The sequence below is a fragment of the Pedococcus soli genome (assembly GCF_054782575.1).
Genome location: NZ_BAAGSF010000003.1, coordinates 581,640 through 605,459, shown reverse-complemented (window position 1 = coordinate 605,459; position 23,820 = coordinate 581,640). Strand labels below are relative to the sequence as shown.

18 protein-coding genes are annotated in these 23,820 nt (G+C 72.4%); 7 read left to right on the top strand and 11 right to left on the bottom strand.

Going from position 1 to position 23,820, the window contains the following annotated elements; genetic code table 11:
• Positions 1 to 4: 4 nt before the first annotated feature.
• Positions 5 to 214 carry a hypothetical protein gene (locus ACYVKF_RS05880; protein ID WP_460965489.1) on the bottom strand — a complete coding sequence of 70 codons (210 nt, stop codon included), beginning with the start codon at positions 212 to 214 and terminating at the stop codon, positions 5 to 7.
• Positions 215 to 1,015: 801 nt separating this feature from the next.
• Here ACYVKF_RS05880 and ACYVKF_RS05875 point away from each other — a divergent pair.
• Positions 1,016 to 1,996, top strand: a complete 981-nt coding sequence (locus ACYVKF_RS05875) for a glycosyltransferase family 2 protein (protein ID WP_056915050.1) — start codon at positions 1,016 to 1,018, stop codon at positions 1,994 to 1,996.
• Here ACYVKF_RS05875 and ACYVKF_RS05870 read toward each other — a convergent pair.
• Together ACYVKF_RS05870 and ACYVKF_RS05865 are read right to left on the bottom strand one after the other, a co-directional pair.
• Entirely contained in the window at positions 1,950 to 2,645 is a 696-nt protein-coding gene (locus ACYVKF_RS05870) for a class I SAM-dependent methyltransferase (RefSeq protein ID WP_056918156.1), read from the bottom strand. The two genes, ACYVKF_RS05875 and ACYVKF_RS05870, sit on opposite strands and share 47 nt — an antisense overlap.
• 65 nt (positions 2,646 to 2,710) lie before the next feature.
• Positions 2,711 to 3,991: a glutamate-5-semialdehyde dehydrogenase gene (locus ACYVKF_RS05865; protein WP_460965487.1), complete on the bottom strand. Its 1,281-nt coding sequence runs from the start codon at positions 3,989 to 3,991 to the stop codon at positions 2,711 to 2,713.
• 73 nt (positions 3,992 to 4,064) lie between these two features.
• Between ACYVKF_RS05865 and pdxY the strand changes: the two genes are divergently transcribed.
• Positions 4,065 to 4,916 (top strand): pyridoxal kinase PdxY, encoded by an 852-nt coding sequence (gene pdxY, locus ACYVKF_RS05860; RefSeq protein WP_460965485.1) that lies wholly within the window; start codon positions 4,065 to 4,067, stop codon positions 4,914 to 4,916.
• Between the two features lie 185 nt (positions 4,917 to 5,101).
• On the top strand, positions 5,102 to 6,073 hold the full coding sequence (locus ACYVKF_RS05855) for a hypothetical protein (RefSeq protein ID WP_460965483.1): 972 nt from the start codon (positions 5,102 to 5,104) through the stop codon (positions 6,071 to 6,073).
• 68 nt (positions 6,074 to 6,141) lie between these two features.
• Here ACYVKF_RS05855 and proB read toward each other — a convergent pair whose 3' ends face one another.
• The 6 genes from proB to ACYVKF_RS05825 form a co-directional block, all read right to left on the bottom strand.
• Positions 6,142 to 7,266, bottom strand: a complete 1,125-nt coding sequence (gene proB, locus ACYVKF_RS05850) for a glutamate 5-kinase (protein ID WP_460965481.1) — start codon at positions 7,264 to 7,266, stop codon at positions 6,142 to 6,144.
• The gene (obgE, locus tag ACYVKF_RS05845; RefSeq protein ID WP_056915055.1) at positions 7,263 to 8,801 is read right to left on the bottom strand and encodes a GTPase ObgE; all 1,539 of its coding nucleotides are present in this window, start codon (positions 8,799 to 8,801) and stop codon (positions 7,263 to 7,265) included. The genes proB and obgE overlap by 4 nt, the downstream gene beginning before the upstream one ends.
• A gap of 149 nt (positions 8,802 to 8,950) precedes the next feature.
• A complete protein-coding gene (rpmA, locus tag ACYVKF_RS05840; protein WP_056915056.1) occupies positions 8,951 to 9,220 on the bottom strand; it encodes a 50S ribosomal protein L27 in 270 nt (89 codons plus the stop codon).
• 50 nt (positions 9,221 to 9,270) lie between these two features.
• A complete protein-coding gene (rplU, locus tag ACYVKF_RS05835) occupies positions 9,271 to 9,579 on the bottom strand; it encodes a 50S ribosomal protein L21 (protein ID WP_056915057.1) in 309 nt (102 codons plus the stop codon).
• 166 nt (positions 9,580 to 9,745) lie between these two features.
• Complete coding sequence (locus ACYVKF_RS05830) at positions 9,746 to 13,132, bottom strand: Rne/Rng family ribonuclease (RefSeq protein ID WP_460965478.1); 3,387 nt, start codon at positions 13,130 to 13,132, stop codon at positions 9,746 to 9,748.
• Positions 13,133 to 13,305: 173 nt separating this feature from the next.
• A complete protein-coding gene (locus ACYVKF_RS05825; RefSeq protein WP_460965476.1) occupies positions 13,306 to 14,058 on the bottom strand; it encodes a TIGR03936 family radical SAM-associated protein in 753 nt (250 codons plus the stop codon).
• Between the two features lie 86 nt (positions 14,059 to 14,144).
• Here ACYVKF_RS05825 and ACYVKF_RS05820 point away from each other — a divergent pair, with 86 nt between their 5' ends.
• From ACYVKF_RS05820 to ACYVKF_RS05810, 3 genes are all read left to right on the top strand, one after another.
• Entirely contained in the window at positions 14,145 to 15,512 is a 1,368-nt protein-coding gene (locus tag ACYVKF_RS05820) for a transaminase (protein ID WP_460965474.1), read from the top strand.
• A gap of 138 nt (positions 15,513 to 15,650) precedes the next feature.
• On the top strand, positions 15,651 to 16,274 hold the full coding sequence (locus ACYVKF_RS05815; RefSeq protein WP_460965472.1) for a hypothetical protein: 624 nt from the start codon (positions 15,651 to 15,653) through the stop codon (positions 16,272 to 16,274).
• A 297-nt stretch (positions 16,275 to 16,571) separates the two neighbouring features.
• On the top strand, positions 16,572 to 17,225 hold the full coding sequence (locus ACYVKF_RS05810; protein ID WP_056915062.1) for a Crp/Fnr family transcriptional regulator: 654 nt from the start codon (positions 16,572 to 16,574) through the stop codon (positions 17,223 to 17,225).
• A 124-nt stretch (positions 17,226 to 17,349) separates the two neighbouring features.
• On the opposite strand, the gene ACYVKF_RS05805 is transcribed toward ACYVKF_RS05810, so the two are convergent.
• The gene (locus tag ACYVKF_RS05805; RefSeq protein ID WP_460965470.1) at positions 17,350 to 17,916 is read right to left on the bottom strand and encodes a hypothetical protein; all 567 of its coding nucleotides are present in this window, start codon (positions 17,914 to 17,916) and stop codon (positions 17,350 to 17,352) included.
• A gap of 95 nt (positions 17,917 to 18,011) precedes the next feature.
• Positions 18,012 to 19,769 (bottom strand): tetratricopeptide repeat-containing protein, encoded by a 1,758-nt coding sequence (locus ACYVKF_RS05800; RefSeq protein WP_460965468.1) that lies wholly within the window; start codon positions 19,767 to 19,769, stop codon positions 18,012 to 18,014.
• A 135-nt stretch (positions 19,770 to 19,904) separates the two neighbouring features.
• On the opposite strand from ACYVKF_RS05800, the gene ACYVKF_RS05795 reads away from it, so the two are divergent.
• The gene (locus ACYVKF_RS05795) at positions 19,905 to 23,807 is read left to right on the top strand and encodes a toll/interleukin-1 receptor domain-containing protein (protein ID WP_460965466.1); all 3,903 of its coding nucleotides are present in this window, start codon (positions 19,905 to 19,907) and stop codon (positions 23,805 to 23,807) included.
• Positions 23,808 to 23,820: the final 13 nt, after the last annotated feature.

Here is a 23,820-nt window from a genome sequence, read left to right as displayed (position 1 = left end):
ATGCTCAGTGGTGGCCGCCCTGGGGTGAGCCGTGGTCGCCGTCGTGGTGGACGGGGCCGGCGAGCTTCTGCGCCGTGCCGCGGAAGCCCCAGAGGACCCCCAGCAGGGCGAGGAACGAGACGAACGCGAGGGCACCGAAGGCGTACGGCGACATGGGCAGCTCGCGGAGGGGCTCCTCGGCAGCGGCATACAGGTTCGACAGAGACGACGACATGGGGCCCAGCCTACCGGTCACGGGCCACCACGCCTCACGCCCGTTGTCCACCGATGTTGTGCACATCCCTGTGCACAACGTGCTGCCCCAGCGGGACCGGATGTGGACAACGGTGTGGGCAACCGGTGGACAGAAAGAGCTTGGCGAAACCCCTTGCGGGGCAACAGAACCGGCCGCTAGAAATCTCTCACGCGCTCCGGTCGGAGGGTCGGGAAGGGGAAACCCGGACCGACACGAGGACCAGGGCACAGGTCAGCCGGATAACGGTGGACCGCCTCGACCGGGTCCGCCCGGACGGGGTCCTGGGGCCCTCGGGTCCCGGGTTCGCGGGCGACGCCGCGGAGGAACTCCGAGACCGCTGACCAGATCGCACCGACCCGCGGCACCGGTTCGCCGGAGCCGTGGGAAGCCACCGTCGCAGTGGGTACGACCCGGTCCGCCGGGAGCGTGCGCGGTCGACCTGGGGCAGAGTCTTGGCCGGTTCGTCCGGTCGCGAGCTGCACCACCCGTGGGACCAGCAGCCACCTCGGTGGCCGCCGGGCCCGCCGCGGGAGCCACGTCCACCTCGGTGGCCGCCGGCACCGCACCCGTGGGACGCACGACCGCTTCGGCGGCACGGCGACCCGCACCCGTGGGACGCACGACCGCCTCGGCGGCACGGCGACCCGCACGTGGTGATCCACCCGCCACCGGTTCGCCGGAAGCGGTGGGAGCACCGCAGAGGGCCCCTCGAACTCATACTTCGAGGGGCCCTCACCTTTTGTGCCGATCGGCCGATGGTGCAGGTCCTAGTCTTGGACCATGTCGCCGGAGCTCAGCATCGTCATCCCCGTGTACAACGAGGAGGACGTCCTGCCCCTCCTGGCGGCCCGCCTGCGCCCGGTCGCCGACACCCTCGGCACCACCTACGAGGTGGTCACGGTCGACGACGGCAGCAGCGACGGATCCCCAGTCGTCCTCCAGCGGATGCTGCGCGACTGGCCCGAGCTGCGCATCGTCCGGCTGCGCGCCAACGCCGGCCACCAGGCGGCCATCTCGGCCGGTCTGGCCACGGCGCGGGGCGGCTACGTCGTCACGCTCGACGCCGACCTCCAGGACCCGCCCGAGGTCATCCCCGAGATGCTCGCGCAGGCCAGGCTGCACGGCGCCGACGTGGTCTACGGCGTTCGTTCCGACCGCTCCACCGACTCGGTCTTCAAGCGGCTCAGCGCCCGGGCGTTCTACCGGCTGATCCGCCTGCTGTCCGGCACCGGGGCCCAGGTCGACGCCGGGGACTACCGGCTCATGTCCCGGGCCACCGTCAACGCGATCAACGCCCTGCCGGAGCACCACCGCGTCCTGCGGTTCGTCGTGCCCGCGCTGGGCTTCCCGTCGGCGTCGGTGACGTACCGACGCGACGAGCGCGCAGCGGGCAAGTCCAAGTACCCGCTGGCCAAGATGATCCGGCTCTCGCTGGACAGCGTGACCGGCTTCTCGACCGCTCCCCTGCGGGCCGCGACCTGGCTGGGCCTGCTCGGCGGCGCCGCGGCATTCCTGCTGCTGGCGTATGCCCTCATCGCCGGCGCGACCGGACACACCCTGCCGGGCTGGACGTCGACCGTCGTCGCCGTCGCGGGTGTGGGTGCCGTGCAGCTGCTCTGCCTCGGCATCCTCGGTGAGTACGTCGGCCGCATGTACGCCCACCTGCAGGCCCGCCCCACCTACTTCGTGGCCTACGACTCGCTGACCGGTCCGGTCACGCCCGCGGACGAGCCTCTACCAGCAGAGTCACACCGGGCATAGCCTTCACCGGCAGCCAGCGCTCGACCGTGACGATCGCGCGCAGGCCGAGGTTCACGACCGGGTGCACGGTCTCGAGGTCCGAACCGCTCGACGAACGGCGGCGCAGCGCCACCACCGGACGCAGCAGCACGTTCCAGGACGTCATCGAGGTCACCTCGAAGCCGCCGCGCTCGAGCACCTCCCGCAGCGTCGTGCGCGTGTAGCGGCGCACGTGGTCGACGGCGACGTCGTGGTCGGACCACAGCCGCGGGTCGGCAGGCACGGCGACCAGGAACCGGCCGCCCGGGCGCAGGGCCCGGGCCACCTCGGCCACCGCGGAGTCGTCGTCGAGGATGTGCTCGAGGACGTCGAACGCCACCACCAGGTCGAGGGAGTCGTCACCGACCGGAAGAGCCGTGGCGTCGGCCCGCAGGACGGACAGCCCACGGTCGGCCGCGACCTCGGCCCCCTCGGCGCCGTACTCCAGCGCGGCCACCGACCACCCGGCAGCCTCCAGCACCCGGGTGTTGCCGCCGCCGGCGGCGCCGATGTCCAGCGCGGTCCCCGGGGTGACACCGGAGATCATCCGCGACAGGAGGTGCCGACGCTCGCGGTACCACCAGTGGGCGTCCTCGAGCGCGGCCAGCTTTCGGACCTCAGTGCCTTCCACGGGCGCTCATCCTGCCATGCGCCCGGAGCGGGTCCGGGATGCGTCCGGTATGCCGCGTGGCCGGCTCAGCTGCGCACCTGTCCGTCGCCCTCGACGACCCACTTCGTCGTCGTGAGCTCGGGCAGCGCCATCGGTCCGCGGGCGTGCAGCTTCTGCGTGGAGATGCCGATCTCGGCACCGAAGCCGAACTCGCCCCCGTCGGTGAACCGGGTCGAGGCGTTGACCATGACGACGGCCGCGTCGACCTCGCTGGTGAACCTGCGGGCCGCCGCACGGTCCTCGGTGACGATGGCCTCGGTGTGGCCCGAGCCGTACCTGCGGATGTGCTCCATGGCCGTGTCGAGGTCGGGGACGACGCGCACGCTCATCTCGAGCGCGAGGTACTCGGTGCCCCAGTCCTCCTCCGTGGCGGCCTCGTGGGGCACTCCCGCGCGCTCGGCCGCGGAGCCCGACGCGTCGTCGGTGTGCAGGACGACGCCTGCGCCGGAGAGCTCGGCGAGCACCTTGGGCAGGAAGTCGGCGGCGACCGACTCGTGGACGAGCAGCGACTCGGCGGCGTTGCACACGCTCGGCCGGTGGGTCTTGGCGTTGACCGCGATCGCGAGCGCCTTGTCCAGGTCCGCCGCGACGTCGACGTAGACGTGGCAGTTGCCGACGCCGGTCTCGATGACGGGCACGGTCGACTCGGTGACGACGGTCTGGATGAGGCCCGCTCCCCCACGCGGGATGATCAGGTCGACCAGGCCGCGGGCGGTGAGCAGCGCGCGCACCGCGTCCCGACCGCCCTCGAGGAGGGTGATCGCGTCCGCGGGCAGGTCCTGCTCCACGAGCGCGTCGCGCAGGACGTCGACGAGGGCGCGGTTGGTGGACCCGGCGGCCGAGCCACCACGCAGGATGACGGCGTTGCCGGACTTGAGACCGAGGCCGGCAGCGTCGACGGTGACGTTCGGACGGGCCTCGTAGACCATCCCGACCACGCCCATCGGGACGCGGACCTGCCGGATCTCCAGGCCGTTGGCGAGGGTCGAGCCACGCACCACCTCACCCACGGGGTCCGGCAGGGCGGCCACGTCGCGCAGCGCCTGGGCCACGGCGGCGACCCGCTCGGGACTGAGGGCGAGGCGGTCGAGCAGGCCCTGCGCCATACCGGAACCGCGACCCCGCTCGAGGTCCTCGGCATTGGCGGCGACGATGCGGTCGGTGGCCGCGTCGAGGGCGTCGGCCAGCGCACGCAGAGCGGCGTCCTTGTCGGCGCGCGAGAGCAGTGCGAGCCTTCGGGAGGCGGTGCGGGCGGCGCGGGCCGCGTCGGCGACCTGGGCGACGGCGGCGGGATCGATCTCGGCCATGGTCCAAGGGTAGGCCTCGCGGTCCGGCGCACGGGCCCACGACCACCTCCCGGACCACTGGTTGAATGGGCGGGTGAGCATCCTGTCGATCCAGTCCTCGGTCGCGTACGGCCACGTCGGCAACAGCGCCGCCGTCTTCCCTCTCCAGCGCCTCGGCGTGGAGGTCTGGCCGGTGCACACGGTGCACTTCTCCAACCACACCGGGTATGGCGCGTGGCGCGGTCCGCTGATGCCCGCCGACGACGTGCGGGCGGTGATCCAGGGCATCGGGGAGCGCGGAGCGTTCCCGAAGGTCGACGCCGTGCTGTCCGGCTACCAGGGTGGCGAGGAGATCGGCGACGTCATCCTCGATGCGGTCGCCCAGGTCAAGGCCGCCAACCCGGACGCGATCTACGCGTGCGACCCGGTCATGGGCAACGCCAAGAGCGGCTGCTTCGTGCACCCGGCCATCCCGGTCCTGCTGCGCGAACGCGTCGTCCCGGCCGCCGACCTCATCACGCCGAACCAGTTCGAGCTCGGGTTCCTCACCGACACCGAGCCGCGCACCATCGAGGACACCCTTGCCTCGGTCGACCTCGCCCGGGCCATGGGGCCGTCGACCGTGCTGGTCACGAGCGTCGAGCGCCCGGACGCCCCGGAGGACACCATCGAGATGATGGCTGTCACGGGCGACGGCGCCTGGGTCGTGCAGACACCGCGACTTCCCATGAAGGCCAACGGTTCCGGAGACGTGACTGCCGCGTTGTTCACGGCCCACCTGCTCGAGACCGGCGACCCGTCCGTGGCGCTGGCCCGGACCGCGAGCAGCGTGTTCGACCTGCTGCAGACCACGCTCGACTCGGGTGAGCGCGAGCTGCAGCTCGTGCAGTCGCAGGAGTCGCTGGCCAACCCGCGGATGCAGTTCGACGTCACCCGGGTCCGCTGACCCCGCTCCCCGCGGCAGGCTGCACCCCCGGGCAGCAACCCCCGCCAGCAACCCCCCGCAGCAACCCCCCTGCAGCAACCTCTGCTAGCAGAGGTTGCTGCAGCAGGGGTAGGGAGCAACCTGCCCCTGCGGCAGCACCCTGCGCTGGGTGGCAACCGATCTGCACTGCCAAGCGTCCTACGGGTATGAGACCGGTCCCCGCTGCCGCGCGCCGACGCCCCCTCACCCGACACGGCGTCGCGGTCGTGGCGACCGGTCTCGTCGGGGTCGTCCTGCTCGCGGGGTGCGGCCGTGACGCAGGACCGGGCTCCGGTGCACCGAGCAGTCCCAGCGGCGACCCGGGCCGGACCTCGAGGGCGACGCAGCTCCTCGACCGGTTCGCAGCGGTGCAGAAGGGCGGCGATCCCCTCGCCCTCGCGATCCCGCCGGGCGAGATGGTCAGCCAGGACGGCACCTGGGAGGACGCCGTCGGGGACAACGACAAGCGGGCCTCGCTCTCCGGCCACCTCGTCGCCATCGCCCCGCTGCCCACCTCGTCGGACAAGGGCGTCGTCGTCGACGGCACCGGCCGCCGGGTGCCCACGAGCCTGGTGTCGGCGACGGACACCCTGGCCGAGATGACCCGGGTACGCACCGACTGCAACGGCTGCACCGACCTCGGGGTGACCTCGGCCCGGCTCACGACCATGCAGGTCAGCACCTCGTCGGGCACCGCCACGGTGCCCGCCTGGCGGTTCGCGCTGAAGGGGACCGCGGTCGGCCTGCTGAGAGTCGCCCTCCCCGACTCTGCCCTCGTCGAACCGCCCGAGGAGACCTCCCCGCAGCCCGGCGACGGCCCGCGGGTGGACTCGTGGAGCCCGGGCCCGGACGTCCGCACGATCCGGTTGCACTTCGTGGGAGCGCCGGACGCCACCGGCCCCTGCGGAGCGGACTACCGGGCTGAGCAGTGGTCGTCCGGCACCGCCGTGGTGGTCACCGTCGTGCATGTGCCTCGGACGCCGCCGCCGACGGACGTGGCCTGCCCCGCCATCGGGGCCCTGCGCACCGTGGACGTCGCCCTCGACGACCCGGTGGCGTCACGCACGGTCCTCGACCTCGCCGGCGGCGCGATCGTCCCCCGCACCCGGGGTCAGGTCGACGGCATCCCCGTCCGCTGACGGCGACCCACGGCCGCGGCGCCGAGCCACGTCTGCCTCGCCCAACCACGGCCGCGTCCGCGGTCGGGCTAGAGCAGCACCAGGTCGTCGCGATGGACGACCTCTCGCTCGTACTCCGGCCCCAGCTCCTTGGCGAGCTCACGCGTCGACCGCCCGAGCATGCCCGGCAGCTCGGCCGAGGTGTAGTTGACGAGCCCACGCGCGATGACGCGGCCCTCGACCGTGCACAGGTCGACGGCGTCACCGTCGGAGAAGGACCCCTCGACCGCCGTGATCCCCGCGGGGAGCAACGAGGTCCGGCGCTCGGTGACCGCTCGCACCGCACCGGGGTCGAGCAGCAGCCGACCCCGAGGTGTCGTCGCGTGCTCGAGCCACAGCTTGCGCGAGGTGCGCTTGGAACCGGTGGGCACGAACACCGTGCCGACGTCAGCCCCCTCCAGGGCGGCAGCGATGCGGTCGGACGAGGTGAGCACCGTGGTGATGCCGGCGGCGTTGGCGATGGTGGCGGCCTCGACCTTGGTGAGCATGCCGCCGCTGCCGATGCTCGAACCGGTGCCCCCGATGACGAGCTCGTCCAGCCCGGCCCCACCCACGACCGACGGCACCCGCTGGCTGCCCGCCAGGCTGGGCGGCCCGTCATACAGGGCATCCACATCGGTGAGCAGGAGCAGCCCGTCGGCGTGGACGAGGTGGGCGACGAGCGCCGCGAGGCGGTCGTTGTCGCCGAAGCGGATCTCCTGCGTCGCCACCGTGTCGTTCTCGTTGACGATCGGCACGATGCCGAGCTCGAGCAGGCGGTCGAGGGTGCGGCGGGCGTTCGTGTAGTGCGAACGGCGCGTCACGTCGTCGGCGGTGAGCAGCACCTGGCCGACGGTGAGCCCGTGGGTACCGAACGCCCGCTGGTATGCCGCCACGAGGGCTCCCTGCCCCACGCTGGCGGCCGCCTGCTGGGTCGCGAGGTCGCCGGGGCGGCGGGCCAGCCCCAGCGGGCCGATCCCCGCCGCGATGGCGCCGGACGAGACCAGCACGACCTGCTGGCCGGCGAGGCGCCGGGCCGCGAGCACGTCGACGAGCTCGACCAGGCGGGCCTCGTCGAGCGACCCGCCACCGGCGTGGGTGAGGGAGGACGACCCGACCTTGACCACCAGGCGCCGGGCGCGAGCCACGTCGCGACGGCGGTCGGCCACGCTCATCCCTCGGTGTCCTCGTCGTCCTCGCTCTTGGCCGTGGCCCAGTGCCCGGCCCGGCGCTCCTCGGCCAGCTCGGCGCGGGCAGCAGTGCGGGCGGCCCGACGGTCGGCGTAGTCGGCCCGCTTGTCCTCACGGGTCGGACGGGTGGCCTCCTCGAGGCGCAGGTCCGTCCCGCGCTGGCCGAGCAGCTCGGCACCGGCGATGAGGGTGGGCTCCCAGTCGAAGACGACGGCGTTGTCCTTGGGGCCGATGAGCACGGTGGCCCCGGCGACGGCGCCGGCCTTGAAGAGGGCTTCCTCGACGCCGAGGCGGCCGAGGCGGTCGGCGAGGTAGCCGACGGCCTCGTCGTTGGAGAAGTCGGTCTGGCGCACCCAGCGGGTGGGGCGCTCGCCGTCGATGCGGAAGACCTCGCCGTCGGGGGTGTTCTCGCGGACGATCCGGAACCCGCTGTCGTCGACCGACTTGGGACGGATGACGACGCGCTTGGGCGTCGCCGTCGCGATCTCGAGCTCCTTGCGGGCCTCACCGACGTGGCGGGACATGGCGAACATCAGCTCGCGCAGGCCCGTGTGGGCGATCGCCGAGACGATGAACACCTCGATGCCGCGGGCCTCGAGGTCGGGCTTGACCATCTCGGCCAGCTCGTGCGCCTCGGGGACGTCGGCCTTGTTGAGGACCACGATGCGGGTGCGCTCGGCCAGCGGCCGGCCGCCGAGGGAGTCGTCCGGCACGTACTGCGAGAGCTCCTCCTCGATCACGTCGAGGTCGGTCATCGGGTCGCGGCCCGGCTCGAGCGTCGCGCAGTCGATGACGTGCACGAGGACCGAGCAGCGCTCGACGTGGCGCAGGAACTCCAGTCCCAGTCCCTTGCCCTGGCTCGCGCCGGGGATGAGCCCGGGCACGTCCGCGACGGTGAACCGGAACTCGCCGGCCTGCACCACTCCGAGGTTGGGCACGAGGGTCGTGAACGGGTAGTCCGCGATCTTGGGCCGGGCCGCGGACAGCACCGACACCAGCGAGGACTTGCCTGCCGAGGGGAACCCGATCAGGGCGACGTCCGCGAGCGACTTGAGCTCGAGCAGGATGTCGCCGGAGTCGCCCGGCTCACCGAGCAGCGCGAAACCGGGCGCCTTGCGACGGGCGGACGAGAGGGCCTTGTTGCCGAGTCCCCCACGCCCACCACGGGCCACGACGAACTCCGCGTCCTGGCCGACGAGGTCGGCCAGGACCGTGCCCTCGCCGTCCTTGACGACGGTGCCGGGCGGGACGGGCAGGACCAGGTCGCCACCGTCGGCGCCGTTGCGCTCGTCGCCGGCTCCGGGCTTGCCGTTCGTCGCCGTGCGGTGGGGGTGGTGGTGGTAGTCGAGCAGCGTGGTCGCCTGGGGGTCCACCCGCAGGATGACGTCACCGCCGCGACCACCGTTGCCGCCGTCGGGTCCACCGAGGGGCTTGAACTTCTCACGCTTGACAGAAGCAACGCCGTGTCCGCCGTCGCCCGCGGCGACGTGCAGCACGACGCGGTCGACGAAGCTGGTCATGGGGCTCTTCTCTCTGTTCTGGTTGGTGCGTCCCCGAGTCTAGGAGGGGACGTGCGCTCAGGCGGACGACAGAAGAGGGCGGGCCCCGATCAGGCCCGCCCCCTTCGGGGAGGTATGGCGCGTGGCCGGGCCACGCGTCATACCGAGAGTCAGCTGGCGTCCGCGGTCTCGAGCGGGACGATGTTGACGACCTTGCGACGGCGCTTGGTGCCGAACTCCACGTTGCCCGCGACGAGCGCGAACAGCGTGTCGTCGCCGCCACGGCCGACGCCCTCACCGGGGTGGAAGTGCGTGCCGCGCTGGCGGACGATGATCTCGCCCGCGTTGACGAGCTGGCCGCCGAAGCGCTTCACGCCGAGTCGCTGGGAGTTGCTGTCGCGACCGTTGCGGGTCGAGGACGCACCCTTCTTGTGTGCCATGTCAGTGCCTGCCTTCTGCTAAGTCTGTGGGGTCCGAAAAGGGTGCCGACTCAGGCGTCGATCGAGGTGATCTTGACCTGGGTCGAGTGCTGACGGTGGCCCTGACGCTTGCGGTAACCCGTCTTGTTCTTGAACTTCATGATCGTGATCTTCGGGCCCTTGGTGGGCTTCACGACCTCGGCCTTGACGGTGACCTTGGCGAGCTTGGCGGCATCGCTGGTCACGGTCGAGCCGTCGACGATCAGGAGGGGGGTCAGGTCGATGCTGTCGCCAGCCGCGCCCTTGACCTTGTCGATGATGAGGACATCGCCGACGGAAACCTTCTCCTGGCGACCACCAGCGCGAACAATCGCGTACACGTGGAACTCTCTTTCGTACTTCGGGAGGCACGCGCTCTCTGTCTGGACCGTCCGATAGCTACCCGCGTTCGTTGCGGACATCAGAGCGGTGGGCGCACCGAGGGTTGAGAATACCGGGTGGTTGCCCTGCCGACCAAACTGGCTCGGCAGGGCTGACCAGCGGCGATCAGGAGTCGGACGCCCCGGACTCGGCCTCGACCGCGCGCGGCGGCCCGGCCGGGGCCACGACGCGACCGCGACGGCGCTTCTTGGGCGCTGCCGCAGGGGCCGCTTCCGGGGTGGGTTCGGCGGCGGGTCCCCCGACCGGTCCCGCGACCGGGGCGGCTGCCTCGTCCGGCTCAGGGGAAGCGGCGGACTCGACCTCGGGCTGGGCCTCGGGTGCCGGTGCAGGCGACTCGGAGACCTCGGCGTGCTGCGCCACCGCGGTGTCGTCGCTGCCCTGCGTGTCCTGGGTGTCCTCGGAGACCTCGGCCTCCGGGGTGGCGTGAACCGACTGCTGGTCCACCGACTCCTGGTCGGCGGCCTCGTGCACCTCGACGACCGGCTCGTCCTGGGCCGGCACGGCCAGGAGGGCCTCCTCGTCGTGGTGCTCCCCCGCGGACTTCAGGGCGGCGGCGTGGGCGGCTGCGGCGATCTGGGCCGGGGTGGGTCCGCCGTGGGCGGGGCTGCTGCTCTCCTGGCCACCCTGCGACGCTCCACCACGGGGGCCCTGGGCTGCGGGGGCGTCCGAGCCCGACCGGGCACCCCGGCGGCCGCGCGTGCTGCCGCCGCCGGCTGGGCCGGTCTGGCCGCTGCGCTGGGACTGGCCGGACGAACCGCCGTTGTCGCCGCCACCGCCGGACCGGTCCACCGGGTCGGCGTGGACGATGATCCCGCGCCCGCCACAGTGCTCGCAGTTCTCCGAGAAGACCTCGATGAGGCCGGACCCGACGCGCTTGCGCGTCATCTGCACCAGGCCCAGCGAGGTGACCTCCGCGACCTGGTGCTTGGTGCGGTCGCGGCCGAGGCACTCGAGCAGGCGCCGGACCACGAGGTCGCGGTTGCTCTCGAGCACCATGTCGATGAAGTCGATGACGATGATGCCGCCGATGTCGCGCAGCCGGAGCTGGCGCACGATCTCCTCGGCCGCCTCGATGTTGTTCTTGGTGACCGTCTCCTCGAGGTTGCCCCCGGACCCGACGAACTTTCCGGTGTTGACGTCGACGACCGTCATCGCCTCGGTGCGGTCGATCACCAGGGAGCCACCCGACGGCAGCCAGACCTTGCGGTCCATCGCCTTGGCGATCTGCTCGTCGACGCGGTAGTGCGTGAAGAGGTCCTCCTCGGAGGTCCACTTGTGCAGGCGCTCGGCCAGGTCGGGCGCCACGTCGCCGAGGTACTCGCTGACCTCGCCGTACGCCTGGTCGCCCGCCACGACGAGGGAGGTGAAGTCCTCGTTGAAGACGTCGCGGATGACGCGGACGGTCAGGTCCGGCTCGCCGTGGACGAGGACGGGGGCGCTGCCCTTGCCCTTGCCACCGGACTTGGAGTCGGCCTTGGCCTTGATCTTCTCCCACGTCTTGGTGAGGCGCTCGACGTCGGCGCGCAGCTCCTCCTCGCTCGCGCCCTCGGCCGCGGTGCGGACGATGACGCCGGCCCGGTCCGGGACGACCTCCTTGAGGATGCCCTTGAGGCGGGCGCGCTCGGTGTCGGGGAGCTTGCGGGAGATGCCGGTCATGCTGCCCTCGGGCACGTAGACCAGGTAGCGGCCGGGCAGCGAGATCTGGCTGGTCAGGCGGGCGCCCTTGTGGCCGATCGGGTCCTTGGTGACCTGCACGAGCACCGAGTCGCCTGACTTGAGGGCGTTCTCGATGCGCTTGGGCGCGTTGTTGTCCAGGCCCGCGGCGTCCCAGTTGACCTCACCGGCGTAGAGCACGGCGTTGCGGCCCTTGCCGATGTCGACGAACGCCGCCTCCATGGAGGGCAGCACGTTCTGGACGCGGCCGAGGTAGATGTTGCCGGCCATCGACACGTTGGTCTCGCGGGAGACGTAGTGCTCGACGAGGACGTCGTCCTCGAGCACACCGATCTGGGTGCGGCCCTCACGCTCACGGACGACCATGACCCGCTCGACGCTCTCGCGGCGGGCGAGGAACTCGGCCTCGGTGATGATCGTGCGGCGGCGACCGGCCTCACGGCCCTCGCGGCGACGCTGCTTCTTGGCCTCGAGCCGGGTCGAGCCCTTGACGCTCTGCGGCTCGTCGCTCTGGCGGCGGGCCTCGCGCACCCGGGTCACGGTGCCGGGCGGGTCGTCCCCCTCGGCGGAGGATCCGCTGCGGCGGCGGCGCCGACGACGACGGCTCGAGGTGCTCTCGCCGTCGCCCTGCTCGTCCTCGGCGTCCGGGCCGGTCGACGAGGTGTCGTCGCCGTCCTCGTCGGACGAGTCGGAGGAGCCGGAGGACTCCGAGGAGTCGGTCGGGTCGGTGTCGGACTGGCCACGCCCACGGCCACGGCCCTTGCCGCCACGACGACGACGGCGACGGCCGCCCTCGGAGGGGCTGCTCTCGTCCGAGTCGGAGTCGGAGTCGGCGTCGGAGTCGACGTCGACGGAGTCGGCCTGGTCGGCAGGCGCCTCGTCGTCACGACGCGAGGCGTCGGTGGACTCGGCGGTCACGCCACCGCGGGAGCCACGGCCACGACCGCGTCCTCGGCCACGTCGGGAGCCGCTCGCCTGCTGCTCGGACGGGGCGTCGTCCTGCGAGGTCTCTTCCTGCTGCGCGTCGGCGGCGGGCACGACCTCGGAGGTCGGCTCGGTCCCACCCGTCTCCGGCGTGGATCCTGACGTGGCAGCCGGGGTCGACTGGGTCGCCGGGGGTGCTGCGGCCGGCGCGGGCGCACCGGCGGCGGCGCTGGCCCGGCGGCGGCGCGGGGCGGCCTTGGCGGGGTCGGGCGCCTGGAAGAGCAGCCCGAAGCTGGGGACGTTCGCCGCGCTCTCGGCGGCTGCCTGCTCGGCGGCGGCCTCGGCAGCGGCCTCGGCCTCCTCGTCCGTGTCGAGCTCGCCGGCGTCCTCGGACACGGCGGGAAGCACGTCGTCCGCGGGAGCAGGAGCCACCACGTCGGCCAGCGGGGCCTCGGGCGCGAGCGCAAGGGCCTCCTCGTCGAGGACGGCGGCACCGGTCTCGGCAGGTGCGGCGGCGGCCTTCTTCGAGGTGCGCTTGGCGACCGCCTTCTTCGCGGTCTTCTTGGCGGCGGCCTTCCTGGCCGTCTTCCTCACCGGGGCCTCGGCAGCCGCAGCCGGGAGGTCGGTGGCCTCGTTCGTCGCAGCCGCGTCGGTGGTCACGACCTCGATCGCAGCGGGCTCGACGGCCACGGGGGCGCCTGCGCTCGGCTCTGCGGGCCCACCCTCGGTCGGAGCGTCGGCGGGAGCCGGGGCGGACGTCTTCTTCGTGGCCCGACGCGGCGCGCGCTTGCGGGCCGGAGCCTTGGCCGGCGGTGCGTCGACCGGAGCAGCAGCTGCCTCGGCCGAGCCGTCGGTGCCTTCGGTGGTGGGGAACTGGTCTTCCGTGGAGGCCATGTCGGCGTCCTTCCGTCACCCACGAGGTGAGGGCCACACCCGAAGGTCCCGAGGGCCTTCCGATCAGCCACGTGGTGCGCGGTTCGTGCAGTCGTGTCGGCAACGGGTGCTGTCGACACGGAAGTCAGTGGTCTTACGCCAGACGAGGCTCGCGCAGGTCGCGCGGCACCAGGTCAGGCGCCGTCGTCGTCCTCGTCGGCAGCCAGTGGATCAGCCACCCCAGCGGTTGCGGAGTGCAGCGGGCCTTGCGCCAGTCGGGTCACCAGGGGTGGTGTCGGTGGTGCCAGCTCCGTTACTGCTCGCAGCGCGGTCAGGACGTCGTCGGGGCGTACAGCCGGTGTGGTGTGCCGTACGACCACCCGCAGTATCGCACAGTCGGCCTCCTCAGAGGCGCTGACGTCCAGCGACACGACGGCAGATCTCACGTCGAAGGTCCGCGGACCGGTCTTGAACGTCCGGCTGACCTCGACCACCTCGCGCGCGAGGAACTCGTCGGCCGCCGCCCGCACCTCCTCGACAGGGACCCCACGGAACTCGATCACCCAGTCGCTCGCCTGCAGCCGGTCGGCCAGGGACCCGGGGGCCGCCTCGACCACCTCGAGCACGTCGAGGCCGTCCGGCAGCGCCTCGTCGAGCGCGGCCCGCAACGACTCCGTGTCCACGCGCTCGGTCACCGAGATCTCGAAGTACTCGGCCTCGCTCGCCGTCCCCGTGGGCGCGGCGTTCGCGTAGCTGACCTTCGGGTGCGGGTGGAACCCGGCGGAGAAGGCCATCGGCACCCCGGCACGACGCAGCGCCCGCTCCAGGGCGCGCTGGAAGTCACGGGTGGAGGAGAACCGCAGGCGACCACGCTTGGCGTACCGGATCCGCAGCTTCATCACCGCCGGGGCGGGGGGCGGGCCTTCGGGTACGCGCTGTCGAGCCATGGTCGGCAAGCCTAGGGGCGGCACCCGCCCCCTACGGAATCCGCACTCCCCTGCAGCACTGCCCACCCCACCTCTAGCGTTGGGCCATGGCAACCCTGGACCGCTCGCGACTGGCCTCCCTCCTCGCCGCCGAGCAGGCGGCATACACGAAGGACCACCCGCGCAGCCGCGAGCTCTTCGAGCAGGCGGACAACCTCTTCGGCCGGGTGCCGATGACCTGGATGAACATGTGGACGGGCGGCTTCCCCCTCTACCTCGACCACGCGACCGGGAACCGGGTCACCGACGTCGACGGCCACACGTACGTCGACTTCGCGCTCGGTGACACCGGCGCCATGGCCGGCCACTCCCCCAGGCCCACCGTCGCCGCGGTGCAGCAGCGGGCCGGCGAGCTGGGCGGCATCACGACCATGCTCCCCACCGGCGACGCCCAGTGGGTGGGTGCCGAGCTCGAGCGACGGTTCGGTATGCCGCTGTGGAGCTTCACCCTGTCGGCCACCGACGCGAACCGCTGGGCCATCCGGCTCGCCCGCCTCGCGACGGGCAAGCCCAAGGTGCTCGTCTTCGCGTACTGCTACCACGGGTCGGTGGACGAGGCGTTCGCGCTCCCGGGGCCCGAGGGCAAGGCGCAGAGCCGTCCGGGCAACGTGGCGCCGCCGGTCGACCTGAGCCTCACCACCCGCGTGGCGACGTGGAACGACCTCGAGTCCGTCGAGGCAGCGCTGGCCCACGGCGACGTCGCCGCCATCCTCACCGAGCCGGCGCTGACCAACATCGGGATCGTGCTGCCCGAGGACGGCTTCCTCCCGCGCCTGCGGGAGCTCGCGACCGAGCACGGCGCCCTGCTGATGATCGACGAGACCCACACCTTCTCCGCCGGGTGGGGCGGCGCGACCCGCGAGTGGGGCCTCGAGCCCGACATCTTCGTCATCGGCAAGTCCATCGGCGGCGGGATCCCCTGCGGGGCCTACGGCATCAGCCGCGAGGTGGCCGCCGCGGTGACACGCCACACCGACGCCGGCGACGCCGACATCGTCGACGTGGGTGGCGTCGGCGGCACGCTGGCCGGCAACGCGCTGTCGACCGCGGCGATGCGGGCGACCCTCGGCGAGGTGCTGACCCAGGAGGCCTTCGCCCACATGGTCGAGCTGGCGACGGAGTTCACCGCGGGCGTGCAGGCGACCTTGGACGAGCTCGACGTGCCGTGGTCGGTCGCCCAGCTCGGGGCCCGTGCGGAGTACCGGTTCACGCGGCCGGCCCCGCGCACCGGTGAGGAGTCCGCGGCCGCCGCCGACGACGAGCTCGACGCCTACCTGCACCTGGCCCTGTGCAACCGCGGCGTGCTGATGACGCCGTTCCACAACATGGCGCTGATGTGCCCCGAGACCTCCCGCGCCGACGTGGACCGGCACACCAGCGTCTTCCGTGAGGTGGTCGGCGCCCTCTTCGACTGAGGCCCGCGTCCCTTCCGCGGGACCGTTCGGCGCACGGCCCGGAATGTCCGGTGACCGGGTGGCAGCCCCGGCGTAACTTCGGGACGTGGACCACTTCGGCACGAAGCGGCCCCTGCGAGAGAAGCGGAGGGTTGAGAGGTGTTCATCCAGATCATCCAGGGAAGGTGTCGTGACGCCGAGCAGGTGCACCGGCTGAACGACGAGTGGCGCGAGACCCTGGGCCCGATGGCCCACGGCTGGCTCGGCGGGACCTACGGCATCACCGACGACGGCGAGTTCGTCGGCGTCGTGCGGTTCGAGAGCCGGGAGGCAGCGGCGAGGAACTCCACCCGCCCCGAGCAGGGCGAGTGGTTCGAGCGCATGCGGGCGTGCTTCGACGGCGAGGTGACGTTCCACGACTGCGACGACGCAGTGATGTTCCTCGACGGCGGGTCCGACGACGCGGGGTTCGTCCAGGTCATCCAGGGGCGGGTGGCCGACCCCATGCGGTTCCGCAGCTTCATGGAGCAGCCGATGGACGTGCTGCACGAGCAGCGGCCCGAGATCATCGGCGGCACGATCGCCATGGAGCCCGACGGCTGGTTCACCGAGACCGTCGCGTTCCGCAGCGAGGAGGAGGCGCGAGCCGGCGAGGAGCGGGAGATGCCGGAGGACGCGCGGAGGGAGTGGGAGTCGCAGATGGCGGCCATGTCGGACGTCCGCTACCTCGACCTGCACGCCCCGTGGTTCGCGAGCGCGATGCCGCGGGAGTCCATGACCTGAGGCCGCACCCCGGAAAGATGTATGCCGCCCGCTCCCCCCGGCTCGAGAGCCTGGGTGAGCGGGCGGCTGTCCTCAGAGCTCTCCGCACGAGCGTTCCGAGGCACTCACCGGCGAGGCGGTGAAGGGGCCGTCTCGCCGACGCGTGAGCGGTCAGGAGGAGACGACCGCGTGCACCACGCCTGCCCCTCGACCAGATGGTGACCGGTCTCCGGGCAAGTCCCATTCGACACTGCGAACGCGCCCTGTCCCGATGACAAATGTCACCGATGTGGCGCCCAGTTGCAGCACACTGACGGGATGGAGTGGACCCTGCTCGCCGGCCTCGAGCCCGCAGAGCGCGAAGCAGTGCTGGCGTGCGGTCGACGGCGCCACTATCGACGCCACGAGATCGTCTGGCACGAGGGCGATCCCGGCGACACCCTGCACCTGGTGCGATCCGGTCGGCTCGCCGTGCGGGTGACCACGCCGGGTGGTGACCGGGCGACCCTGGCCGTCGTCGGACCCGGTGACGCCGTCGGCGAGCTCGCCCTGCTGAACCGTCCGCACCGCCGCACGGCAACCCTCGAGGCACTGGAGGACGTCGAGACGCTGGCCCTGGGACAGCAGGACTTCCACGACCTCCGCGCCCGCCACCCCGCCGTCGACGACATGCTGCTCGAGCTGCTGGCACAACGGGTGGAGCGGCTCGGCCAGCAGCTGCTGGACTCGCGCTACGCCAGCGCCAACCGGCGGGTCGCCCGCGCGCTCGCCGACCTCACCAGGGCGTACGGAGCCGACGGCCCGGTGGTCATCCCGCTGACGCAGGACGAGATCGCCGACCTCGCAGGGACCACGCGCCCCACCCTGAACCAGGCACTGCAGTCGTTCGCCGCAGCCGGGCTGGTCGTCCTGTCCCGGGGACGGATCGAGGTGCGCGACGTGGCCGGTCTGCGCCGCCGCGCCGGCGCCTGACGCTGCACACAGGTTCCGCACCGGGGTGGACGCCCCATGCGCAGGACGTCCACCGGGCACGCGCCAAGGAGCGTGGGACGGGTGCCGTCGCACCCGCCCCACGCTCCCCCTGTCGACGACCGGGTCAGCCGAGGTAGACCCAGCCGGCACCGGCGGTGCAGGGCCGGCTGGTCACGCACCGGTAGTCGCCAGAGTCGGTCATGTTCACGGACAGGCTGCTCTGGACGGCGCCGATGGCGGAGGTCCAGACGATGCTGGAGAGGACGCGGTAGTACCCGGAGCCCTGCGTGGGGAGGATCGACAGCGCCGGCAGCGTCGCCGAGACCTGGGCGGAGGGGATGGTGACCGAGCCGCGGTTCGTGCTGATCGTGGACCAGCCGGTCGAGTAGTAGCGCTGGGTCGTGTAGGTGACCTGGACCGTCTGGTTGCCGGACGCGGTGCGCTGGACCGTGGCGCCGGGCTGGTAGACCCACTGGTGCCACATCGGGCCCGTGACTGCCGAACCGGTGTTGTAGTGCGCGCCCTGGACCTGGTAGATCGTCGGCATCACCGGGACGTTGCTCCGGCTCGCGACGGTGTAGGCCTGCGACGGGGCGCCGACCGCGAAGGTGACGGCCACGGCAGCTGCGAAGGCGGCAACCAGGCGGGCGATGACTCGGGGTGAGGCGGCGGTGAGGATCTTGGTGTTCATGGCTGCGGGTCCTTTCAGGAGCTGCGGGAGGCTGATGTCCTGAGGATGGCCCCGGGCCACCCCTCCCCTCTGTCCGCGCGCTGACACACCGCCTGTCAGCCTGGTGACGCAGCCCCTGCCGCCCGCAGGTGGTAGAGGTGCAGCGCGCCGTAGTCCTTGGCCGTCGGGGCGATCCCGACGTAGTCGCACCGCAGCTCAGGCGCCTCGAGCGCGAGCAGGGCCGCGAACTGTTCGGTGACGTAGGTCTGGCCGACGGGGGTCCGGGGCTCGATGCGCGCGGCCCGGACGACGGCGGCCCCGAAGAAGGCGTCCTCGTCGCGGATGCGGTCGCGGCCCGGGTGCACGGGCCCGACGTGCCCGCTGATGCGCAGGCCGCTCACCGACGCGAGCAGGGGGGAACCTGCGGTGGTCTCGGCCACGCTCTCCTGCCACCGCAGAGCGCAGCGGGCGGCCGAGGCCGTGTCACGCATGACGACGTGGACCGCGTCGCCCCACGTCTGACGGGCGAGCACGACGTCGCCGAACCCCTCGAGCACCTTCCCCAGGCCGCCCATCACCACGTCCATGAACAGCGGGATGACCTCGTCGGGCAGGCCGCTGAACCCTGCCACGTCGCAGAACAGCATGGCGCGGACCTCACGTCGGCCGGACGGAGGCTCGCGTCCGACCGCCTCACCGGTGCCGCCGCTGTCGACGACGACGCTCCGGCCCTGGACGGCCTCCCAGTCGGCGACGTCGGCCGCCACCCCCGTCTCCCCGGCGACGCCGTCCCACACGGCGACCTGGACGGCCGGTGCCTCCATCGCCTGGGCGCGCAACCGCGCCATACCCATCGCGACCCGCGAGCCGAACCGGAAGAGCACGTCCTCCTCCCCGTGCAGGGCGTCGTTGACGACGGTCACACTTCGCGCCGCGGCGAGGCAGGCACGGAACCGTTCGACCCAGTCCTGGCCGAACGGTGCGACGGAGGCGCGGACGAAGGCCTCCTCCGGGAAGGGCAGGACGACGTTGTAGGCGCCCCCACGAGCAGCCAGCTGCTCGGCGACGAGGATGTCGGCGCCGGCTGCCAGCGAGCCGAAGGCCACCCTCACCCCCTCGCGCTCGAGGACGCGCGCGACCTCCGCCGTGGCGGGGCCTTCTGCGGCCCTCGGGAACCTCCCCCGGCCATCACCTGCGACGGGCAGGTGCCCGGTGGCGTGGGCGACGGCAGGGTTGCGCAGGGGGGCGAGGAGGTCCGCCTCCAGCCCGAGGTGCGCGCAGAGCCGCGCGAGCTGGCGGCGGGTGGCGGCGCGGGAGGCGAAGTCGTTCGGCCCCATGACCGCAGCAGCGACGACGGCGCGGTGGGCGAGGTCGAGGTCGCCGATGACGAGGGCCAGCTCGGCACACGTCACGGCGGCCCAGTAGTCCTCCCAGGGCTCGCCGACGGACGGCAGGGCGGAGCGGGCGAGCTCGGCGGCACGCGGCCGCTCACCGGCCAAGGTCCACAAGGTGGCCGCGTTGGCGGCTGGGTACGCGTCGTCCCACCGTCGGTGCACCGCTTCGTAGGCACGGGCTGCATCGGCGAGCAGCTCCGGACGGTCGGCACCAGCCGACTCGAAGGCGAGATCCTTCGCCAGACGGGCCCGGAGGGCGTCGATGTCGAGCCCGAGACCGCGGTCGGGGACGGCGAGGACGTCCACGTCCAGGAGGTCTTCCGCAGCCGACCGGGCCTGAGTGAGCGCACCCGAGCGCGCCAGGGCGAGAACAGCGAGGTATCGGGTCCGGAGTGCCGAATCCCCTTTGTTCAGAAGCAATCGCGCCTCGTCGTAGGCCGCGAGGTAGTTCCCGTCAGCCATCAGGGACTCGATCGTCACCCGGTGATTGTCTCGCTCCCGACGGCGGGCAGAGCAGTATCCGGGAACCAGAGGAAAGCCTGATCGGACGGGTCTAGCATGCGGCTCAGGTCGCGGACCCCTTGGTCCGCTCCGTCCCTGCGGAGGTGACCCGTGATGGGTCCGTACGACGTCTTCATCTCCTACGCCCACTCCGCGGATGCAGAGCTGGCCGCGCAGCTCCAACGGGGTCTGCAGTCCCTCGCGCGACCGTGGCACCGCAGGTCTGCACTGCGCGTGTTCCGCGACGAGACCGGGCTGTCGGCCAACCCCGGCCTCTGGACCTCGATCTCGGCAGCCATGGCCGAGTCGCAGTGGCTCGTCCTCCTCGCCTCGCCCGAAGCGGCCCGATCCGTCTGGGTCGACCGCGAGGTCGAGCAGTGGCTCCGGGACCACGACGCGAACCGCATCCTCGCCGTCGTCACCGGCGGCACCTGGGCCTGGGACCCGGTGCGCAACACCTTCGACGAGAGCTCCGACTCGGTACCCCCGTCCCTGCTCCACGCCTTCACCGAGGAGCCACGCCACGTCGACATGCGTTGGGCCGCAGCGGAACCCGCGGCACTGCTCGACCTGCGCCACCCCCGGTTCCGCGAGCAGGTCGCCGAGGTCGCGGCCCCCGTGCACGGCGTCACCAAGGACGACCTCACGGGCGAGGACGTGCGACAGTACCGACGGACCCGTCGCCTCGCCGGAGCCGCCGTCGCCTCCCTCGTCGCCCTGCTCCTCCTCGCGAGCACCGCGGCCGTCGTGGCGTACGTCCAGTCCGGTTCGGCGCAACGCAACGAGACCCTGGCCGTCTCCGCGCGACTCACCGCAGAGCAGGCACAGCAGCGCGCCCTCGATGCCGCTGACCTCGCACTGACCCGACAGGCTGAGGCGGAGGCCTCTGCCAAGCTTGCCCTGCAACGCAAGTCGGAGGCCGAGGCCTCTGCGCGGCTCGCCATCAAGCGCAAGAGCGAAGCCGATGCCGCTGCTGCAGAGGCGCAGCGCCAGCGCGGCATCGCGGACGACCAGCGTGGTCAGGCAGCGCAGAGCGCAGCCGAGGCGGTGGCGCGTCGCACCGAGGCAGAGCGGCAGACCGTCCTGGCCGAGGAGGCAGCGACACGGGCGGACGCCGCGGCGACAGAGGCGAACCGGCAGCGCAGCAACGCGGCTGCGAGCGCCGCCGTCGCCGTGCAGAGGGCGGACGAGGCGCGCAAGGCGCAGCAGAAGGCGCTGGCGCTGGCGAACGACCTGTCCCGGCAGGCCCAGGTGCTCAGCGCACAGAACGCACAGCTCATCGACCAGGCGAATCGGATCAAGCGGGCGCAGGACACCATCCTGGCGGCCAACGTCGAGCTCACCGGCCGGAGCCTGCTCTCCGCCGCCCAGGCTCGGCAGGCCGAGGGTCAGCACGACGTCGGGCTGCTCCTGCACGCCCAGGCCCTCACCACCGGTGCGCAAGCCGCACAGGCGCGAGTCAGCCTCGCCACCGAGCTGGCCCAGACACGAGCGGCACGCTATCTCCCCGGACCGGAGACCGGCGGTGACCTGGTGTCGGGTCGTGACCACGTCGCCACCGGCGGCGCTGCCTCCACGGACCAACCGGGCCTGGTGTGGGACCTGCGCGACCTGACCAAGGCACCGGTGAGGCTGCAGACCGCTCCGGCCGCCGGACCGGCCCTGGCGGGCCGATCGACAGTGGGCCCGGCCATCGCCGGCCGTGCCGCTGCTGCTGCGTTCGAGCTGCCACCACCCCCTCCGCCGCCGCCTCCGCCCGGGCCGGGCCCGCTGCCACCTGTGCCCGAGTTCGCCCGCCAGGTCGCGCTGCACGGGTTCGACGCCACGGGCACCCGGCTCGTCGGGGTCACTGCTGACCTCACACTCGCCCGCGTGTGGGACGCCACCACGGGAGCCGCACTGCTGGACGTGCCCACCCGGTCGCAGGGATTTGCCCCCGTGGACGTCCAGCTGTCGCCCGACGGTCGGACGGCCCTGGTCCAGACCGACACCGAGGCAGCCGACGCCCACCCGACGGTCGTCGCCGTGGATCTCGCCAGGGCGACGGTGGTGCGGAGCTGGTCGGGTTGGCTGCGGACCGCGCGGGGCCACCTCGGCACCTACCGGGAGGCTGCTGATGCCAGTCCCTTCGCGAAGGACGGCCACCACTTCCTGTACCTCGACGGCGCCACCAATCGTTGGGCCGTCGGGGACACGATGGCTGCTTCGACCACACCACTGATCGGGTCCAGCGCCCTGGTCGCGCCGCGCTTCTCCGAGGACGGCACGGAAGTGCTCGTGGTGGTCGAGTCGGGCTACTTCGTGCTGCGCCTGCAGGTCGACGACGGGACACCGGTCGGGGCGACGTTCCTCAGCGAGAACGGGGCACCTGCTCCCGTCCTGTCAGTCGACCGGGACGAGAGCTCCGGGATGCTCGGGGCGTTGCTGACCGATGGCCGGCTGGCGCTGTTCTTCGACGACGGACGCCTGTTCTGGTCCTCGTCGGGCCCTGCGTGCCCGGAGCCCGCCGGTGACGTGAGCTTCGACTCCAAGCGCTTCGACCTCGTGGCCAGCTGTACCCAGCTGGGCCGGCCCATCCGGCTGGTGGTGGTGCCCCTCACCGCCCCCAACAACCTGCGGGACTGGCCCCTCGACGGCACGCCGGTGACCGACGTCGTGGTGGAGTTCCCCGAGACCTGGGCCGTCCTGGGCGACAGCGGGACCATCGTGCACTTCCCGTACCACGGGGCCCTGAGCGAGTTCACCGAGCCGCGCTTGGGTCTGACCGGCCCCTGCGCGGTGCGCCGCTCCCCTCACGAGATGGTCTGCGGAGGCGCCCACGTCCCCCTGACCGGTCTGAGCAACGGCGCTGATCCCGAGGTGGTGGTCCCGGGGACCGTCGCCACCTCGACGACCCTCGGCACCGGGGACTCCTGGTATGCGGTGACGGCCACCGGGCGCGTGGTCCAGGTCGACCCGACACGGCCCCGTCCGGGGGCGACGTTGCCTGACGTCACCACCACCGTGGGGTTCGCGGTCACCCCGGACTCTCGTTGGATGGTGTCGAGCGACACCACCGGCTCCATGGTCACCGACCTCACCACCGGACAACGGGTACGGGCCCAGGTCAAGGGTGCGGCCGAGCTCGTCGGGCGCGTGTCGGTCCCTGGCCGCGACCCGGCTGTCGTCCTGAGCCGCCTGGAGGGCGTCGACCAGAACGGTGCAGGCTTCAGCGCCGTCGTGGACGCCCGCACGGGTCGTCCCTGGGAGCTCGCCCTTGACCCGCTGACCGTCGCCGCGCCGGGAGGGACGGCGTTGGCGAGCCTGGCCAACGGTGCGGTGACCGTGCGGACCGGGTCCTCCCTGTCCACGGTGCGCTCGGTGCCTGCCCCCGATGCGGGCGGCGGACCGGCGACGACGCCAGACAGCCGGTCGTGGCTCGCGGTGCGCGACGGCGGGGCCACGGTCGCCTACATCGGCAGTGTGGTCGGCAGCCCGCAGGCGGGCGGCTCCGCACGGCTGGTGGTGCGGGACGTGGCCACGGGAGGAACCCTCATGACCGCTGCGCTCCGCTCCGACGAGGGTGTGGCCACCTTCTCACCGCAGCTGTCGTTCACTCCCGACGGGTCATCCCTGGTCATGCGGACTCCTCGCCGCGTCGTGAGCTGGTCGACCGCCTCCTGGACGCGCGCTGGTGAGGTCGTGCTGCAGGGCGCGTGCGGTGAAGGGGCCGCTCCGGTGATCGATCCCACCGGAGCGTTCGTCGCTGCGGGCGGGCGTCTGTACGCCACGGGAGACCTGTCGACGGTGGACGCCACCCTCGGGTGCCACGACGCCGTCGCCTACAGGAACGGCGACCTCGTCCTGCTCGACCGGGTCGACGGACGGCTCACGGGGAGCAGCGTCCCCCTCGGGGTCGCCTCGCTGGGTACGAGCGCCTGCTCGGAAGCCGGCCGCAACCTCGGCACCAAGGAGTGGCTCCAGTACCTGCCCGCGGCACCCTCGACGCCGACCTGCCGTCAGTGGCCGAGCGGCTGAGCGGCTGGGCAGC

Bases quoted from the DNA above. Each gene is read 5' to 3' on its own strand.
- ACYVKF_RS05880 (WP_460965489.1), bottom strand. From the start codon at position 214: ATGTCGTCGTCTCTGTCGAACCTGTATGCCGCTGCCGAGGAGCCCCTC.
- ACYVKF_RS05875 (WP_056915050.1), top strand. From the start codon at position 1,016: ATGTCGCCGGAGCTCAGCATCGTCATCCCCGTGTACAACGAGGAGGAC.
- ACYVKF_RS05865 (WP_460965487.1), bottom strand. From the start codon at position 3,991: ATGGCCGAGATCGATCCCGCCGCCGTCGCCCAGGTCGCCGACGCGGCC.
- ACYVKF_RS05855 (WP_460965483.1), top strand. From the start codon at position 5,102: ATGAGACCGGTCCCCGCTGCCGCGCGCCGACGCCCCCTCACCCGACAC.
- proB (WP_460965481.1), bottom strand. From the start codon at position 7,266: ATGAGCGTGGCCGACCGCCGTCGCGACGTGGCTCGCGCCCGGCGCCTG.
- obgE (WP_056915055.1), bottom strand. From the start codon at position 8,801: ATGACCAGCTTCGTCGACCGCGTCGTGCTGCACGTCGCCGCGGGCGAC.
- rpmA (WP_056915056.1), bottom strand. From the start codon at position 9,220: ATGGCACACAAGAAGGGTGCGTCCTCGACCCGCAACGGTCGCGACAGC.
- ACYVKF_RS05830 (WP_460965478.1), bottom strand. From the start codon at position 13,132: ATGGCCTCCACGGAAGACCAGTTCCCCACCACCGAAGGCACCGACGGC.
- ACYVKF_RS05825 (WP_460965476.1), bottom strand. From the start codon at position 14,058: ATGGCTCGACAGCGCGTACCCGAAGGCCCGCCCCCCGCCCCGGCGGTG.
- ACYVKF_RS05820 (WP_460965474.1), top strand. From the start codon at position 14,145: ATGGCAACCCTGGACCGCTCGCGACTGGCCTCCCTCCTCGCCGCCGAG.
- ACYVKF_RS05810 (WP_056915062.1), top strand. From the start codon at position 16,572: ATGGAGTGGACCCTGCTCGCCGGCCTCGAGCCCGCAGAGCGCGAAGCA.
- ACYVKF_RS05805 (WP_460965470.1), bottom strand. From the start codon at position 17,916: ATGAACACCAAGATCCTCACCGCCGCCTCACCCCGAGTCATCGCCCGC.
- ACYVKF_RS05795 (WP_460965466.1), top strand. From the start codon at position 19,905: ATGGGTCCGTACGACGTCTTCATCTCCTACGCCCACTCCGCGGATGCA.